The sequence below is a fragment of the Phormidesmis sp. 146-20 genome (assembly GCF_052939475.1).
Map to the genome: position 1 here is coordinate 1 of NZ_JBJPHT010000021.1, position 13,859 is coordinate 13,859.

Below are 13,859 nucleotides of genomic sequence, written 5' to 3' on the forward strand. Positions count from 1 at the left end.
TAGTTCATTAGATCTCAACTTCTGACCTTTGACACAATTTATTTTACAATCCCCAAAATCTCTACGTGCGTTTAAGCGTATGGTGCGCCAAAATCCTCAACTGCGCCCCATGATTGAAGAAACCCTGGAACAACTTGCTGACGATCCCTTCCATCCCACATTAAAAACTCATAAGCTGTCGGGTGAGTTTGCTGGAATTTGGGCTTGCTCGATCGACTATAGCTATCGCATCCTCTTTGAGTTTGTAGCAAACCCAGGAGAAAGCGAGGAAGATGGAATTTTGTTGCTAAATCTTGGTGACCATGATGATGTGTATTAGCGATCGCTCCACACCTTTTGAAACACCAAGGCACGATCGTTTTTCATTGTTGAATTGAGCGATCGCGGTTTATTTCGCGGCACGAACGGTTGAAATCGAGGATGTGATCGCTTCAATTTGAGACTCAGAAACCTCAACCGTATCTTGAGGAATTAAACCTTCCAAACTGTATCCATTTTCTTGTTTATCTGAGTCTGAATAGCATTCCACGATCGTTCCAATACTCCCCTTCATCAAACTCAGTGCAGGAATATCTTCCCGCAAAGCAACCTGAGAAAAAAATTGAAATTTCATACCGAACCTCCTATGCCGGGAACAACGTCACAAATTGAGTCACTTCACCTGTATCAATCCAGATTGTTTTAACTCGAATCGTAACCCCATTATGGCTACTCAACTCTCCAGTAATTGCATACTTCTGTCCATATCGAGTTTGAACGGTTGGTATTGCTTCCAGTGAAAGAATCTGCTCTCTCAAATCTCGTTCAAGCTGTTGCTAGTTCTTGATGGTATAGCCAGCTTGAGCTAAAAACTGTGACTTATCATCCTTAGCTAATGGAACCAATAGATACTCCGTCAGCTTTGCTTTTGCAACCACAGCATTTGGATCAAGCGTTGCCATAGAAGGTTAGAGAGATTATTCCAAGCGTAACAGAAACAACGATCGTCTTTGTCATTGAGATGGTTTTTATGTAATGAACGACGATCGCTCTCCCAATCTTGACTGGGCGATCGCTCCACACCTATTGAAACATAAAGGCGCGATCGCTTTCTCATTGTTGGTCATTGAGCGCTCTACATCTCTTGGCTGCTGAGGGGCGATCTTGTTTCCCTATTCTTTCACAGTGCGATCGCTCAATCATTTCGCAATTCGGGTAAATTGAGATGCCTTGCTACGATAAAAGACTCTGAAAAGACTAATGCCGGATCTGTACGTGGTGATTCGCAATCAAGATGATGTTGCTATGTCCTCTATTGAAGGAGAATTACTCACGGTCTTTTTGCTTCAAGATGAGATTCTCCTGCACATTCAACCTGTTGATTTATTCCTGGCAGAAGTCCTCTTCTTCAATTTACCCATTGGCAGATATCAGGTGATGGCAAGGCATCCGTTAGTGAATCCTACTCAGGCTCAACAACCTGTTCAGATTGAGCCACAAACTGCTGTAATAGGCGTAAGATTTATCTACAGCGAACCAGAACGGCAGCTTTTGAGGGTTGAATTAAGGGAGTTTAGAGTGAATGAATAATCAGTCAATCCAGGTTGGTGATCCTCGCTCTTTACGAGCTTGCCAAGTCCGGGTGGTTAGCTTAACCAAGTTTTTAGAACATGATTGGCATCAAGAGAGCGCTATCTGGTTGATGAACAGCACGCTTCAACTAGCTGAAGCAACCGCAATATTGGCAATGAAAGAGGTAGAAGCCGCTGCTGCTTTAGGACTTCCCCCACAATTTCACAATCAAGTTTCTCAAGTAGGCAGATCTTCAGAAGCTTATAGAGACAGAATAACAGCCTTAACAAGGCAGCTCTGGCAAGAACAACGAACTGAGCGCCGAGCGAGTTTAGCCCTAGAATTGGCTGAAGCTTCGGCAACGCTGGCACGGTTGATAGGCGCGGACGTGGCGCGAAGTATCGCAATAGGTTAGAGCCTTTGAAGAACGATTAACCATCATTGGAAGCGAGATCGCACCTTGATTGGCTGTCATAAAGAATCATTTTGCTCATCGTTTGAGTTTCTTTAAGTTCTGTAAATTTCCTTAAAAAGGATACGATCGACCGATAGAATATCAACTATTGCAGGATTCAATTAGACGTTATCAGGCTTGTTGGGAGGGCAGATGGAGTTTTTAAGTAACATCAACTTTGAGGCGATCGCTCAGTTGAGTTTGTTAGCGGCGATTGTAATTGCGGGGCCAGTCGTGATTTTTGTGTTGGCGTTTCGTGGCGGTGATCTCTAAAGGTGATCTCTAAAGAGATTTCAGTCATATCTACAGCCTGATGAGTGTTTCAGACAGGTTAGCAATAAGTTTTTAGTTTTAAGAGAGAGTAGCTCTACAGCCCGGTTATTACGATCGGGCTTTTTCGTGTCTTTTTGGATTTTGGACTCAGCAGGCTTCTAGTCTTCTGTCTCAGGTCTCTTTTGAATCAGAGTGACGAAATTTTGCAGCGCTTTGGAGTAGGATTCGCCCGCGACTTCTGCCACATCATTGTGATCGGCTCCTGAGACCGCAAAAAATTGTTTGGGTTGATTGGCTGCATCGTAAAGAGCCTGACCATGCCAAAAAGGAATGACCTGATCGTTCTCACCGTGAATCACCAAAACGGGACAGCGCACTAGTTTGAGACGATCGCGATTGGGGAATTTGTCAAACGGAAAAATCGGAATCGGCAACACGACGCGAAATGCACTAGTGAATCCACTTTCGATGATCAGTGCGGCGATCGACTTTTGGGTCGCGAGATGGATGGTCGGCCCGTTGCCCACTGATCGCCCAAAGGCAATGATGCGATCGCTCCTCACGCCCAGTTTTGTCGTCAGATAAGAGTAAGCCGTTTCAATATCGCGATAGGATTTTTGCTCTGAAGGTTTGCCCTGACTCGTCCCGTAGCCCCGATAATCATAGGCAAACACCGAAAATCCAACCGTACGAAGGTCTTCTAAAGTGGGGCGAATGTCACCCAGATCCTCGGCGTTACCGTGACTGTAGAGCAGTGTGTAAGTTGCCCTGGGGTTGGGCAGATGAAGGGCCGAAAGCTGGATGCGATCGGGCGTTTCTAGCTTGAGAATGTCGGGACTGTCTTGATAGCTGGTGGGCTGAGGTTGAAAAATTAGACGTTCTGAGAAAAAGTAAGCAAAGATGCCCAGCGCCAGGTAGATAAAGAGCAGCGATCGCGCCAGTCGTCCCAGTGTAAAATCTCCCCATAGCAAGCGATTTAGCGTTCTTTTAGTCATGGTGCGATCGCCTGTAGAAGATCAATCCTTGGGACTTTCTAATGCTTGAAGTGCGGCTTTGATCAGATGGTAATACTGCGGTTGAGACACATCGACTTGTTTGGCGGCTTGCTGTGTTTTGCCCAGAGTTCCGATGCGCTGCCCTTTTTGAATCGAGAGAATTTCACCTTTGAAATTGCGAATTCTCAACTCTTTGGTGTCGCCTCGCTCCAATAATGTGCAGGTGTAATGACGCTGACTGTAAGAAAACTCAACCGCCGACTTTGCACTGGGCAACCGCACGCCCACCACTTCTAGCTGAACTGAAACCTCATCATTCCATTCATTAGTTCTGACGCGATAGGCAATATCCAGATATTTTGGCAAGGGATAATATTCGCCCCACCGCCACGCGATCGCCGTCAACTTTTGACTCGGCATCAAGACTTCTGCATCCAAATCTTCCTGGCTCACCATCATTTTTAGATGACCTTTGCCGATCAGTTTTTGGTCGCTAATTCGGACATTGGGTGTCCAAAAAACCGGATCAGGATTTTCCATGCCGCAGGGCTGAAGGGCATCAATTTGTTGATAAAAGCTCAGATCAATTTGACTCAAACTTGCTTGAGCATCGACGGTGACCAGCGGTTTGAGGTGTTCGGGTTTGAGCGAACTGTGGGCAAACGTGCGAAGGCGCGATCGAATGGCTTCTAATTGATTTGCCTCAAACGAAAATCCGCCTGCCGCCTTGTGTCCACCACATTTAAGCATCAGATCTTTACAGCATTCCAACGCTTCAAACACATGAAACTCTGGAATACTCCGCGCCGATCCGCGAATGTGTTGTTTCAATTCATCTTCGTATGTGCCGATGAATACCGGAACGCCGTATCGTTCGACTAATCGAGATGCGACAATGCCAATCACACCATGATGCCAATCCGGTTGTACCAGCAACATCACGCGATCGTCCTTCGCATTCACTGATCCTTGTTCGTAAGCTTCAATGGCGTCTCGTTCAATTTGTTCGCAGAGTTGCTGACGCTGTTGATTGATCTGTTCGCATTTCATTGCCTGCTCTAAGGCGACTCCAGGATCATCGGTGATCAACAACTCAATCACAATTTGGGGATCTGCCAATCGTCCTACTGCATTGATCCGAGGCCCCAAGCGGAACCCGATCGCTTCTGGTTTGAGATTTTTTCCCCCGCTCAAGCCCGCCACCTGGATCAGCGCCTGAACGCCTTCTAGCCTGGATTTGGGCAACAGTTGTAAGCCACGTTTCACCCAGCGACGATTGACTCCGGTGAGCGGGGCGAGGTCAGCGATCGTGCCCAGCGTAAAAAGCTCTAACAACACGTCCCGCAGTTCTCTCGCTTTACCAAAACTTTTGGCCAACGACAGCGCCAAAATATAAGCGACTCCCACCCCTGCCATCGTGCGATAGGGCGACGCTTCATCAATTAACTTGGGATTGAGAATCGCATTGGCATCGGGAAGAGTCGGCGGCAGATCATGGTGATCCGTCACGATAATCACAAGACCGAGTTCTCTGGCTCTGGCGATCGGCTTGTGGGCGGCAATTCCGTTATCGACCGTGAGAATCACCGACACGCCATCTTCGTGAAAGTCTTCGACAATGCGCTCATTGATGCCGTAGCCTTCATTCATGCGGCTGGGAATCGCGTAATCGACTCTGGCACCCAAAAAACGCAGCGATCGCAGCAACAGAGCCGTACTCGTCATGCCGTCTGCGTCGTAGTCTCCACAGATTGCAATTCGCTGGTTTTGATTAATGGCATTGATTAGCAGTTCTAGACTGATCGGCAAATCTGGAAAGTCCTCCATCGGCGAAGGCAAATCCAGCTTGTCAGGGTCGATAAATCCTTGAATCTCTTCGGGGGTCGAAAGCCCGCGATTGAGCAAGACTTGCGCCAATAAAGGAGAAAGACTTGTCCTTTGTGCAAGCTGTTTGGCTTGTTCGACCTGAGCCGGAAAAATATTCCAGCGTTGATCAGGAATTTTGGTGCGTATCGATTGGGAAGTCGGCAACTCTAACACAGGCGATCGCTCAAAAAGATTAGCTCATCTTACAAGAGAGTTGGGAGATTCAAAACACTTCAACTCGTCCATCGTTGCGAATGTAGACGGAGCGATCGCCTGGCGGATATCGTTTTTCGGATTTCAATTCGATCAATAGAAGATCGGGTTTGGGTTTTGAGACACGGGATTTTAGCGCCAGAGAAGTCACATCCCAAAAAACGACTGACAGATTGGGTTCGCTACTGCCGCCTCGCGCAAATTCGATCTGTTGTCCCTGATTAATCAGTGCAGGATCGGTGCCAAACACTTTCTCGATCTGGACGGGATTCTCCGATCGATTGATCACCTGTACTCGAATCTTTTGCCCTGGTGTAAATTGCAGAACAGGGGGCGGGCAATTACTGGCGCACGATCGAGCCGATACTTGACTAGGGTGCAGCCCTTGCGTTGAGAAAATCGTCACTCCGACCAGCGCGATCCACCATTTAGAAACCATGTCAAACACTCCAAGATGTGGCTGCAAAACCGGGCATTTTGATTATCACGTAGAATGAGTGCTAAGCAAACCAAGTTAACCTGATCGGGGCTACTGCGATCGCAAAAAATGTCTTGTGTCATCCAGCGACCACTGCAAAATCATTCAAACCAGTTCTCGATCGCTAACCCTGAGAAATTAGAATAATCAGAAATATTTCTAGTAACGAGAATAAGATTGTGAACAGCGGCGACTGCTGCAATTTGTCCGTCTGCATACGAAGGCATTCGTCCTGTTCCAGCTAGCCTTGCCCGCTCAATTGCAAACCACTCTGCTTCAACCTCACTATAGTCCAGGATTGAAACGTTGGGGCGGATGATTTGACGCAAGAAAAAGCCCAATTCTTCTTTTTTCGAGAAGTCGGTAAACGATGAAAGCCGTAAAGTAGCTCATGCCATGTCACAGATGCGATCGCAATGTCATCGATATTTTGTGCGTATTTTGTCGCAATGGATGAGTTGGGCTGGAGCCTGAACAGTTCTGAGATCGTGTTGGTGTCAAGTAGAAAGCGCAAGTCTACCACCTCGGATTTTTAGGAGCAGGCGTGCGATCTCTGACATCCCTAAAAATCTCGTCAGGGTCAAGGTCAACCCCTTCAGCAAGCATCTCTTCTCGAAATTTGGCTAGAGATTCCAGAAAATCTTTTCCCCGATCCGATCTCACTTCCGGCTGCGGTGGTACAACTTGGGCAACGGGTGTTCCTGCTTGCAACACGACAAAGCTTTCTCCCGCCTGAACGCGCTGTAGATAGGCAGACAGATCTTCTGAGATTTCCTCAATCGTGATTTCAATCATGATTCACCTCGAAAAGTGTTTGTATTTTAGCTTGCTTAAACGCTCCATCATTACTTCCACTGGTTGCAGACTTCGCGCGTAGCATCGACCATGCCTCGGATGGATGCGGTTCCGCCGAGATGAGCGATCTCAAACTGCAAGACTTTTACTGAATTATTCGGGCTTTCGTTCATGTTGCTTTATTCTGTAATGTCTTCTGATTGTCCTGGAAGGTCAAATGCAATCAATAATGCCTGATCCACTTGAGTCATCACCTCTTCAGAGAGCGTTCCTCGTAAGCGCAGCAATCGAGATTTGGAAAGGACTCGAACTTGATCTCCTATGCGATCGACTTCCGAGTAAATCCTCCTTCTGGGGCTTGGATCAAAACCTGTGTGACATAAATTCGACGACCTTCTCGATAAGTAGTGCAGGGAATGGCTAGAATGTCACCACTGGATGCATTGATAGCATTGCGACTCACAATAATAACTGGACGAATGCCTGCTTGTTCTGATCCTTCGGTTGGATCAAGACGAGCATCATAAATTTCTCCTCGTCTCATTCTTCTGATTCTGCCTGCTGAAATGCTTCCCACTGCGCGATCGAGAATTCTGCTTCAATTTGACGCGCTTCTGCTAGGTATTCTGGATCGTTTGCCATTTCTGCTAGATCTGCATCAATTTCTGCACGAGTTCTGGGGCGATAATTTGAGGATGCGATAATTGGAATTAAAACAATGCGATCGCCTTCTCTAGAAACCGCTACTTCTTGCACACCTTCTAACCATTCTTTCGGGATTAAAATACCTGATTCGGTAACGGGTAGCTTCATTGTGCGCTCCTTGCAAGGGATATCTCATTCTACTGCTGCGATCGCAATACAGCACATTTCAGGTTTATGGAGTACAGTAACAACAGTCAGCAAACCAGTTGCGTAGATGCTCAGGATTCACCAAATGCAGAGCCGTTGCAATCAAGGTGTCTACCATCTTGGTTGTAGTCGGAGAGAATTGTCGTAAGAACGCTTTGAGTTGTGACCACCACCGTTCAATCGGATTAAACTCCGGGGAATAGGGCGACAAATTCAGGACGCTGGCTCCGGCTGACTCAATCAACGGCTTGATGGACGCGATCTGATGAGCAGGTAAGTTATCCATGACCACGATCGCGCCTGCCCAAAGCTGAGGAACTAAGCAATGTTGGATGAAGACTTCAAACGCCCTGCCGTCCATTGAATCATTTAAGGTCATGACCGCTAACACTCGGTTGAGCGAAATCGCCCCAATCACCGTGACTTTTGCCCCTCGGTAAAACGGCTTGAGGTCATAGACTCTGGTGCCCTCACGGCTGCGCGCATGGGTTCGCGTTAACCCGAGTAAAACCCCCATCTCATCGAGAAACACCAGATGCTCAGGGGCAACTTGACTCACGTGTTCCCAGTACTCGCTCCGTAACTTCTGGACTCGCTCAGTGGCGGCTTGTGTGCTGCGTAAAGTCTTTTTTTTCGCGTCAACGCTGCCTTTTGCAATGCTCGGCACATCGTACTAGCGCTGACCCACTGCTGGTAGGTGTCTCCCCAGTATTCACAGTATTCTACCAGCGTCGCATCGGGGTGTTGCTCGACCATCTCAACTAACTGAGCCTCACGCCCGGCTAGCTCACCCTTCATGCCGCCGCCCTGTTTGCCTGGCTTAAGATGTCCTGCGACTTCCTGTTGCTTTAGCATCTTTTGCACGAAGGCTTTGCTCACATCAAACCGAGCCGCTACCTTCCGAATTGAGGTGTTCCCGGCTTGATAGGCTTGCACGACTTTTTCTCGAAAGCTAGTGGGGTATGGCTGCATTTTTTCTACTGACACTGACTAGCTAATCGTACTACATCTACTTGAAAAATGCTGTATGATTCATCTGAAGCTGCCTAGAGCATGATTCTATCTGGAATTATTTCCATTGACTGCACACTTCTCGCATTGCATCGACCATGCCTCGGACAGCTTATTTTCCGCCGAGATGAACGCGCTGCTTCGCAGATACCGCAAGGGTCGCAAACTACTCGATTTTCAGCGTGAAGGGATTGAAAATCTCAACTCCGAGTTGGTCAAAGTCTCTTACATTGCGAGTTACAAGATGAGAAGAGTGTCGAAGGGCAATTGCTGCAATCAGAGAATCTAAAACAGGGAGAGATCGTGCTTGTTGCTCTAAACTTCCAACGAGTCCTCCCCACACCAGCATCGTTTCGATATCTAGAGTTTGAATTCTACCTGAGAAACGCTCTAGGAGATCTTGGTTTAGCCATTGGGTAAGCGTTGATTTACGTTGAGATTCTGGCAGTTTACAAATGCCTTTTGCAATTTCTCCTAGCGTTACAACGCTTAGATAGAGTGTTTCTGGAGGTTGAGTATCTAGCCAATGTAGAACAGATAGATTAGGCTGTTTTGCAATTAGTTCTGAGACAATACAGGTGTCGAGTAGGTATTTCACAAGCTGATCCGATCGAGAATTGGACTTTGATCACGACTCAGATCCAATGCTTCTGCAACTTCGCAGAGTGGTGAATTGCGGAAGAATTCTACTAGAGAGGTTTCGGGTGCATGAGTCTCTAGCGGAGATTCTAAAGATAAGCTTTGTGTAAGAAGCCGAATTAAACGGCGCTTTTCGTCAGGAGTCAGGTTAAGAAGTTGTTTTTCGAGTTCTTCGAGTGGCATGGTTGGAGCGATCGAGATGGGTTGATTTCAGTTTAACGGATTTGCCCGATCCACAATTATTTCCATTGACTGCACACTTCTCGCATTGCATCGACCATGCCTCGGATGGCTGCGGTTCCGCCGAGATGAGCGATCGCAGGATACAGCGTAGCGAGGTCTTGCATGAGATTGGCACGATCTCGGTGGGCCAGGAGGCGAAGATGGATATTCCAGTCGAAGTGGGTAGAGAGGAGGAGACGGGAAAGGTATGCGCTGAGAGCATAAGCCTTAAGTTGATTTATCGGGATTTGCTCAACGATATTGAGGACTTCTTCAAGATGCCGACTAGGAATATAGTTTTCTGCATCATGAAAGAACGCAGCCATACTGTCTCCCTCGGTCATTTCACTCACTGCTGCTAAAAGATCACTAAATTGACCGATAGGTGTAACTATTGCTAGTCGAGTGAAGTTTACAGCTCGATTATGTTCAAACGAAACTTTCCTGGTTGCATCTAATGCTGTTTGAAAAAAATCTGGGAATTGATCAGCGACCTGTATGAAAATCGATGCGTAGGAAAACTCTTCTTCTATTTTCCCAGTAAGCTCTAGAACTTGAGAGAGTAGCTCCTTGTCTTGTTTCATCGCGCTGCATAAAACTTGTGCTTTATTATAGGGTTTGCTCAATCTCTCTACTGATTGAAGCAGTCTTGGGAAAAGAGTCTTAGGAATCTTTTCGGCAATTCTACGCATTCTTGGCAGCTTTAGATTGTACTCTTGCCGCTCATGCATCTTATCTAAAATGTCTAGTGCTTCGATCCAATGTTTAGGATTAATTTTTCCTAATTCTTCTAGAATCTCTGTTCTAGAGTGCGCTATTTGAATATCATCTAGATTTTCTATGGCTTGAAAATATATTTCTTCATCATGTTCTACTAAATTAACCAGCACCTTAGTTCGAGTTGTTATGTCGTGGATTTTGTGCACTACTTGTAAAACATTCAATCTGTTTTCTGGCTTGCCTTGACCGATTCTTACCAGAATATCTGCCTGTTCGTAGCCCTCCTGGAGACCCAAAACTTCTTTTAAGAGTCTATGAACTAAATTCGGATGCGTTTCTGTCAATATCTCTAACGTTTCACAACAAGCTTTGATATCTTTAGTCTTAGCTAATTCCTTAAGTGTACTGACATAAATTTTTGAGTCTAGACATCCTATTCTACCAAGCGATTTCAGCTTGCTTGAAGTATCTTGAATCTGGCGTGCAAAACTTACTGTTTGCGCTATTTTATCCGATCTATAGTCACTTAGGACAGTAAGAATCCTTAGTTTTTCGTGCTTGTCTTCAATTTTAAGTGCCAATGAAAAGCATAGTTCAAAAGTCGCAGGCTTTTGACGCACTAACCTTTGAATAAGTTCTGATCTGCTTGCGTCAATGGTTCTGCTGCTACCTAGTACCGTTAGAGTTAGTTTGATGGCTTCCTGATCGGATAGCAGATGTGCAGCTCCTAGCATGATTTTCTCTTGTTCGTATCTCAGTGAGACTCCTCCTATACTTTTCCTGGCAATGTTCAAATTTTCTAAGGAACAACATTGAAATAGCTGAATCAAGAGAGCTGGATGTTTGTACTTCTCTGGAACCTTTTTAATTACTTCCAGCGCATCAAGAAATAGATTAGGTTGATGTGGTACCAACTTAATGAGAATTTCTGCTTTTCTTGCCTGATCTTCGACTCTCTCAAGATCAGTTAAAACTGCTTGTATTTGTGTTGGTTTTTGCTTGATTAGTTCTGCCAAAACTATCAAGCGATTATCCAGAAATTTTAATGTTTTAATAATCGATTCAATTTGAAATAGCACAGCACTTGGTAGGTGAGTACAAAGGTGACACAAAACTTCAGCTTTACTATTTTCATCTTCTAATTCTTGAACTGCTGATATCGCATCAGAGCAGAAATTGGAGTTAGCTCTTGCAAGACAACTCAGGCTTAAAGCTCTGTGATAACTGTTTGTCATGCTTGAAGCACAAAAAGAAGCCTTCTCTAGAAACTCCGCTGGCAGGTATGAAACTAATTCTTGAATTGCTTGAGCTTGCCTGTATTCCTCTTGAATTTGCTCTGTATATGCCCAAGCGTGTTCAGGTGTTCAGTATTCATGTTTGACGGCAACAGCAAGTAACTCGCTTGGAAGATTCGCCACCAAACTATTCAGCGTCGCCATGATCAGCGCATATTGACACTGCAACACGATCGACCTCGTATTATCCTCCTCATAACTCTGCTCCGCGATCGCCCACCCTCGCTTCACATCTTGCACAAAAATTGCAGGTTGCCCAAGGCGATCGCACGCCTCAAACCAAGCATTCCGCCCCTGCTCATCACTCATCGCCATCAGCGCGTGAATCTCATCCTCTCGCCCCGCCTGCTGGAAATGCCAGGTCAAATGGCGATGAATATACCCATCATTCGGCAACCGATCCCAGCGATCGCACTTTTGGCGATAGCGATCCAACAATTGAGCATGAGCATCCGCAAGCGTTCGGATTGGAGGGCTGAGAGTTGCTTGTTCGATCAATCCCCGCGCCGTATCGTGCATCAAATCATGCACTCGATACGTTACCTCCCCTTCCAATGTCTCCGTCCCACTGGTGAGAAACGATCGATTCCGCAGATCAATTAATGCCTTCTTCGCTTTCAGGGGCGACAACTCCCACAGCGTCACTGCCATCCGCGCATCCAGACTTACATCCTCCGGCAACACCCCAAGCCAAGCAAACTGCCGCAACTGTTCTGCATTTAATCGCCTCAAACTCAAATTAAAACAAGCCCGCAAACTATACTTGCGCTGCTGATTTTCATCCAGACAATCCCATGCCTCCGACGAATCCAATACCTCTAACGCCACTGATCGCCGCTCTGTCTCAAACTCCGATCGCAGGTCTGCCCAACTCAGCCCATCCCGCACCTGATTCGTCGCCAAGTCCAACGCCAGCGGCAAATACCCCAGCGACTTTGCAAACGCCTTTACCTCCGGTTCCTGCTCCGGCTGCCACTGTCGATCGAGTTTCTGACGAACTAGCGCGATCGCTTCCGCTTCCGTCATCAAACCCAACGAATGAACCTCTGCCTCCTCAATCTGCGCCTCCCGCGTCGTCACCAACACCCGACACGCCGCACCGCCCACCCGAAAATGCTCCACATGCGCCCCATTCCACGCATCATCGACTACGAGCAACATTCGTTTATCAATCAGCAAAGTCTGCAAATAACTCGAAGCCGATTCCAACGTTGTTGCCGAATAGCTCTCCCGCGACTTATCCAACGTGCAAATCCAATCTCCCAGCAAATTCTGAAGATCAGGATTCTGCCCCAACGTTACCCACAAAACCCCATCCGCAAATCTCATTTGCACCTCAGCATCTAGCACCAGCGCTGCCGCCAAGACCGATTTGCCCAATCCGCCCAAGCCCGCGATCGCACTGACAACCAACGCTCGATCGTCTGCTGCCAATAGCCTCTGTTTCACCGGATCAAACGCTTCAGGACGTGGCACAAAGTTCTCTGGCAACCGCACCCCCGGAAATGGCGCACCCGCCTTCAACCCAGATTTCAGAGTTTGCTCTGGTACAGCCTGCAATTTCGACTTGAGCGATCGCTTACTTTCCCAAAGCTCGTCAAACTCGTTCAGATTGCGCTGAATATCTTGACTCCAAAGCGAGAGCGTAAAATTCCACTGCGCCTCACCCTTCGTTTTCACGCGATGGTCTTGCATAATCTCTAGAAAATCCCGCATCGCCTCCAATGCTTCTCGCACATGTGGAGTCGTCACTTTTGTTTGCCCATCTTGATTGGTAGCGTGCATCAAAGTTTGCAACGTCGTCTCGATCGTCACTTTCTGGCTTCCTGCTTCTTCCTGCCAGCGAAACTGCAACTTTTTTGGATCACTACTTTCCCCTGCTTTTGTTGCTTCCAAAATCCCTTTCAACACTCGGCAGGCGCGAGTTTGCACAATTGAACCATAGGATTTTTTCTGAGAGCTAGGCATAGTTAGGGCAGTCTTCAAACATCAAAAAGTTTGGGGGAAGTTTGGGAGATAGCAAGCAAATTTCACTCCCCCAATGTAACCAACCCTAATCATTTCAGTCGCTTTCGAGGATTATTTTTTGCTCTTGCCTTGGGAGATCCCCCAAATCTTTTACTGGATTCATCAACCCAATACGAGGCAACTCAGCCATGATGAATCTTCAAGCCACCCAGCCCATCCAATCGATCGAGCCTCAACTCCCCACGTCTTTACCTCAAATTCCTATTGATCCAACCAATCCGCTCTCTTGGGTGCTTGTCCTGACTCTGTTTCTCGGCACCACCGAGAAGCCCATCAACGCTACCGCGAGTCTGATTCGTGCGATCGCAGCACTTCGAGTCACGATCGCTAAAACTCAGCGTGCTGCCAAGCAGACACCACAAGAGTCGCGTCGAAGAAAATAACCTATGCGGTTGGGGTCAGCAAGCCACAATCTATCCAGGTATCAAGCTATCAAACCCAGCTAATGCTGACCCCCACAAATGTTT

The 13,859-nt window shown here is 46.9% G+C and carries 23 protein-coding genes and 1 pseudogene; 5 read left to right on the plus strand and 19 right to left on the minus strand.

The genetic code is table 11. The features are described 5' to 3' along the window. Positions 1 to 28: 28 nt before the first annotated feature. The gene (locus tag ACKFKH_RS17305) at positions 29 to 319 is read left to right on the plus strand and encodes a type II toxin-antitoxin system RelE/ParE family toxin (protein ID WP_446859572.1); all 291 of its coding nucleotides are present in this window, start codon (positions 29 to 31) and stop codon (positions 317 to 319) included. A gap of 69 nt (positions 320 to 388) precedes the next feature. Here the strand turns inward: ACKFKH_RS17305 and ACKFKH_RS17310 are convergent, their stop codons facing one another. From ACKFKH_RS17310 to ACKFKH_RS17320, 3 genes and pseudogenes are all read right to left on the minus strand, one after another. Further along, positions 389 to 613, minus strand: coding sequence for a DUF4926 domain-containing protein (locus tag ACKFKH_RS17310; RefSeq protein ID WP_446859573.1), 225 nt, complete (start codon positions 611 to 613; stop codon positions 389 to 391). Positions 614 to 623: 10 nt separating this feature from the next. Then, positions 624 to 800 (minus strand): annotated as a pseudogene (locus ACKFKH_RS17315) (DUF6883 domain-containing protein); the annotation flags it as partial. A gap of 15 nt (positions 801 to 815) precedes the next feature. Next, positions 816 to 941: a hypothetical protein gene (locus ACKFKH_RS17320; protein WP_446859574.1), complete on the minus strand. Its 126-nt coding sequence runs from the start codon at positions 939 to 941 to the stop codon at positions 816 to 818. Between the two features lie 298 nt (positions 942 to 1,239). Between ACKFKH_RS17320 and ACKFKH_RS17325 the strand changes: the two genes are divergently transcribed. From ACKFKH_RS17325 to psb30, 3 genes are all read left to right on the plus strand, one after another. Next, positions 1,240 to 1,569 (plus strand): hypothetical protein, encoded by a 330-nt coding sequence (locus ACKFKH_RS17325; RefSeq protein ID WP_446859575.1) that lies wholly within the window; start codon positions 1,240 to 1,242, stop codon positions 1,567 to 1,569. Further along, positions 1,562 to 1,966 (plus strand): hypothetical protein, encoded by a 405-nt coding sequence (locus ACKFKH_RS17330; RefSeq protein WP_446859576.1) that lies wholly within the window; start codon positions 1,562 to 1,564, stop codon positions 1,964 to 1,966. Before ACKFKH_RS17325 ends, ACKFKH_RS17330 begins: the two co-directional genes overlap by 8 nt. Positions 1,967 to 2,158: 192 nt before the next feature. Continuing rightward, positions 2,159 to 2,278 (plus strand): photosystem II reaction center protein Ycf12/Psb30, encoded by a 120-nt coding sequence (psb30, locus tag ACKFKH_RS17335; RefSeq protein ID WP_446859577.1) that lies wholly within the window; start codon positions 2,159 to 2,161, stop codon positions 2,276 to 2,278. 158 nt (positions 2,279 to 2,436) lie between these two features. Here psb30 and ACKFKH_RS17340 read toward each other — a convergent pair whose 3' ends face one another. From ACKFKH_RS17340 to ACKFKH_RS17415, 16 genes are all read right to left on the minus strand, one after another. Further along, positions 2,437 to 3,273 carry an alpha/beta hydrolase gene (locus ACKFKH_RS17340; RefSeq protein ID WP_446859578.1) on the minus strand — a complete coding sequence of 279 codons (837 nt, stop codon included), beginning with the start codon at positions 3,271 to 3,273 and terminating at the stop codon, positions 2,437 to 2,439. Positions 3,274 to 3,294: 21 nt separating this feature from the next. After that, the gene (gene recJ, locus ACKFKH_RS17345) at positions 3,295 to 5,313 is read right to left on the minus strand and encodes a single-stranded-DNA-specific exonuclease RecJ (RefSeq protein WP_446859579.1); all 2,019 of its coding nucleotides are present in this window, start codon (positions 5,311 to 5,313) and stop codon (positions 3,295 to 3,297) included. Positions 5,314 to 5,362: 49 nt separating this feature from the next. After that, a complete protein-coding gene (locus ACKFKH_RS17350) occupies positions 5,363 to 5,791 on the minus strand; it encodes a hypothetical protein (RefSeq protein ID WP_446859580.1) in 429 nt (142 codons plus the stop codon). A 140-nt stretch (positions 5,792 to 5,931) separates the two neighbouring features. Continuing rightward, positions 5,932 to 6,159 (minus strand): hypothetical protein, encoded by a 228-nt coding sequence (locus ACKFKH_RS17355; protein WP_446859673.1) that lies wholly within the window; start codon positions 6,157 to 6,159, stop codon positions 5,932 to 5,934. Continuing rightward, positions 6,072 to 6,353 carry a PIN domain-containing protein gene (locus ACKFKH_RS17360; RefSeq protein WP_446859581.1) on the minus strand — a complete coding sequence of 94 codons (282 nt, stop codon included), beginning with the start codon at positions 6,351 to 6,353 and terminating at the stop codon, positions 6,072 to 6,074. The genes ACKFKH_RS17355 and ACKFKH_RS17360 overlap by 88 nt, the downstream gene beginning before the upstream one ends. After that, positions 6,347 to 6,625, minus strand: a complete 279-nt coding sequence (locus ACKFKH_RS17365) for a hypothetical protein (RefSeq protein ID WP_446859582.1) — start codon at positions 6,623 to 6,625, stop codon at positions 6,347 to 6,349. Before ACKFKH_RS17365 ends, ACKFKH_RS17360 begins: the two co-directional genes overlap by 7 nt. Before the next feature lie 50 nt (positions 6,626 to 6,675). Beyond that, on the minus strand, positions 6,676 to 6,798 hold the full coding sequence (locus ACKFKH_RS17370) for a hypothetical protein (protein ID WP_446859583.1): 123 nt from the start codon (positions 6,796 to 6,798) through the stop codon (positions 6,676 to 6,678). 6 nt (positions 6,799 to 6,804) lie between these two features. Next, entirely contained in the window at positions 6,805 to 7,038 is a 234-nt protein-coding gene (locus tag ACKFKH_RS17375; protein WP_446859671.1) for a type II toxin-antitoxin system PemK/MazF family toxin, read from the minus strand. Then, the gene (locus tag ACKFKH_RS17380; RefSeq protein WP_446859584.1) at positions 6,945 to 7,169 is read right to left on the minus strand and encodes a type II toxin-antitoxin system PemK/MazF family toxin; all 225 of its coding nucleotides are present in this window, start codon (positions 7,167 to 7,169) and stop codon (positions 6,945 to 6,947) included. The genes ACKFKH_RS17375 and ACKFKH_RS17380 overlap by 94 nt, the downstream gene beginning before the upstream one ends. Beyond that, positions 7,166 to 7,438: an AbrB/MazE/SpoVT family DNA-binding domain-containing protein gene (locus tag ACKFKH_RS17385; RefSeq protein ID WP_446859585.1), complete on the minus strand. Its 273-nt coding sequence runs from the start codon at positions 7,436 to 7,438 to the stop codon at positions 7,166 to 7,168. The genes ACKFKH_RS17380 and ACKFKH_RS17385 overlap by 4 nt, the downstream gene beginning before the upstream one ends. Before the next feature lie 64 nt (positions 7,439 to 7,502). Beyond that, positions 7,503 to 8,144, minus strand: coding sequence for an IS630 family transposase (locus ACKFKH_RS17390; RefSeq protein WP_446857058.1), 642 nt, complete (start codon positions 8,142 to 8,144; stop codon positions 7,503 to 7,505). After that, positions 8,033 to 8,449 (minus strand): helix-turn-helix domain-containing protein, encoded by a 417-nt coding sequence (locus ACKFKH_RS17395; RefSeq protein WP_446857059.1) that lies wholly within the window; start codon positions 8,447 to 8,449, stop codon positions 8,033 to 8,035. The genes ACKFKH_RS17390 and ACKFKH_RS17395 overlap by 112 nt, the downstream gene beginning before the upstream one ends. A gap of 205 nt (positions 8,450 to 8,654) precedes the next feature. Then, positions 8,655 to 9,086 carry a PIN domain-containing protein gene (locus ACKFKH_RS17400; RefSeq protein ID WP_446859586.1) on the minus strand — a complete coding sequence of 144 codons (432 nt, stop codon included), beginning with the start codon at positions 9,084 to 9,086 and terminating at the stop codon, positions 8,655 to 8,657. After that, positions 9,083 to 9,310 carry a hypothetical protein gene (locus ACKFKH_RS17405; protein ID WP_446859587.1) on the minus strand — a complete coding sequence of 76 codons (228 nt, stop codon included), beginning with the start codon at positions 9,308 to 9,310 and terminating at the stop codon, positions 9,083 to 9,085. The genes ACKFKH_RS17400 and ACKFKH_RS17405 overlap by 4 nt, the downstream gene beginning before the upstream one ends. 56 nt (positions 9,311 to 9,366) lie before the next feature. Then, positions 9,367 to 11,304 carry a hypothetical protein gene (locus ACKFKH_RS17410; RefSeq protein WP_446859588.1) on the minus strand — a complete coding sequence of 646 codons (1,938 nt, stop codon included), beginning with the start codon at positions 11,302 to 11,304 and terminating at the stop codon, positions 9,367 to 9,369. A 129-nt stretch (positions 11,305 to 11,433) separates the two neighbouring features. After that, entirely contained in the window at positions 11,434 to 13,332 is a 1,899-nt protein-coding gene (locus ACKFKH_RS17415; RefSeq protein ID WP_446859589.1) for an NB-ARC domain-containing protein, read from the minus strand. Positions 13,333 to 13,520: 188 nt separating this feature from the next. On the opposite strand from ACKFKH_RS17415, the gene ACKFKH_RS17420 reads away from it, so the two are divergent. Then, positions 13,521 to 13,775, plus strand: a complete 255-nt coding sequence (locus ACKFKH_RS17420; protein WP_446859590.1) for a hypothetical protein — start codon at positions 13,521 to 13,523, stop codon at positions 13,773 to 13,775. Positions 13,776 to 13,859 lie beyond the last annotated feature (84 nt).

Coding starts and splice junctions, on each gene's coding strand:
- ACKFKH_RS17310 (WP_446859573.1), bottom strand. CDS start 613: ATGAAATTTCAATTTTTTTCTCAGGTTGCTTTGCGGGAAGATATTCCT.
- ACKFKH_RS17320 (WP_446859574.1), bottom strand. CDS start 941: ATGGCAACGCTTGATCCAAATGCTGTGGTTGCAAAAGCAAAGCTGACG.
- ACKFKH_RS17325 (WP_446859575.1), top strand. CDS start 1,240: ATGCCGGATCTGTACGTGGTGATTCGCAATCAAGATGATGTTGCTATG.
- ACKFKH_RS17330 (WP_446859576.1), top strand. CDS start 1,562: ATGAATAATCAGTCAATCCAGGTTGGTGATCCTCGCTCTTTACGAGCT.
- psb30 (WP_446859577.1), top strand. CDS start 2,159: ATGGAGTTTTTAAGTAACATCAACTTTGAGGCGATCGCTCAGTTGAGT.
- ACKFKH_RS17340 (WP_446859578.1), bottom strand. CDS start 3,273: ATGACTAAAAGAACGCTAAATCGCTTGCTATGGGGAGATTTTACACTG.
- ACKFKH_RS17350 (WP_446859580.1), bottom strand. CDS start 5,791: ATGGTTTCTAAATGGTGGATCGCGCTGGTCGGAGTGACGATTTTCTCA.
- ACKFKH_RS17365 (WP_446859582.1), bottom strand. CDS start 6,625: ATGATTGAAATCACGATTGAGGAAATCTCAGAAGATCTGTCTGCCTAT.
- ACKFKH_RS17370 (WP_446859583.1), bottom strand. CDS start 6,798: ATGAACGAAAGCCCGAATAATTCAGTAAAAGTCTTGCAGTTTGAGATC.
- ACKFKH_RS17380 (WP_446859584.1), bottom strand. CDS start 7,169: ATGAGACGAGGAGAAATTTATGATGCTCGTCTTGATCCAACCGAAGGA.
- ACKFKH_RS17385 (WP_446859585.1), bottom strand. CDS start 7,438: ATGAAGCTACCCGTTACCGAATCAGGTATTTTAATCCCGAAAGAATGG.
- ACKFKH_RS17395 (WP_446857059.1), bottom strand. CDS start 8,449: ATGCAGCCATACCCCACTAGCTTTCGAGAAAAAGTCGTGCAAGCCTAT.
- ACKFKH_RS17405 (WP_446859587.1), bottom strand. CDS start 9,310: ATGCCACTCGAAGAACTCGAAAAACAACTTCTTAACCTGACTCCTGAC.
- ACKFKH_RS17410 (WP_446859588.1), bottom strand. CDS start 11,304: ATGACAAACAGTTATCACAGAGCTTTAAGCCTGAGTTGTCTTGCAAGA.
- ACKFKH_RS17415 (WP_446859589.1), bottom strand. CDS start 13,332: ATGCCTAGCTCTCAGAAAAAATCCTATGGTTCAATTGTGCAAACTCGC.
- ACKFKH_RS17420 (WP_446859590.1), top strand. CDS start 13,521: ATGATGAATCTTCAAGCCACCCAGCCCATCCAATCGATCGAGCCTCAA.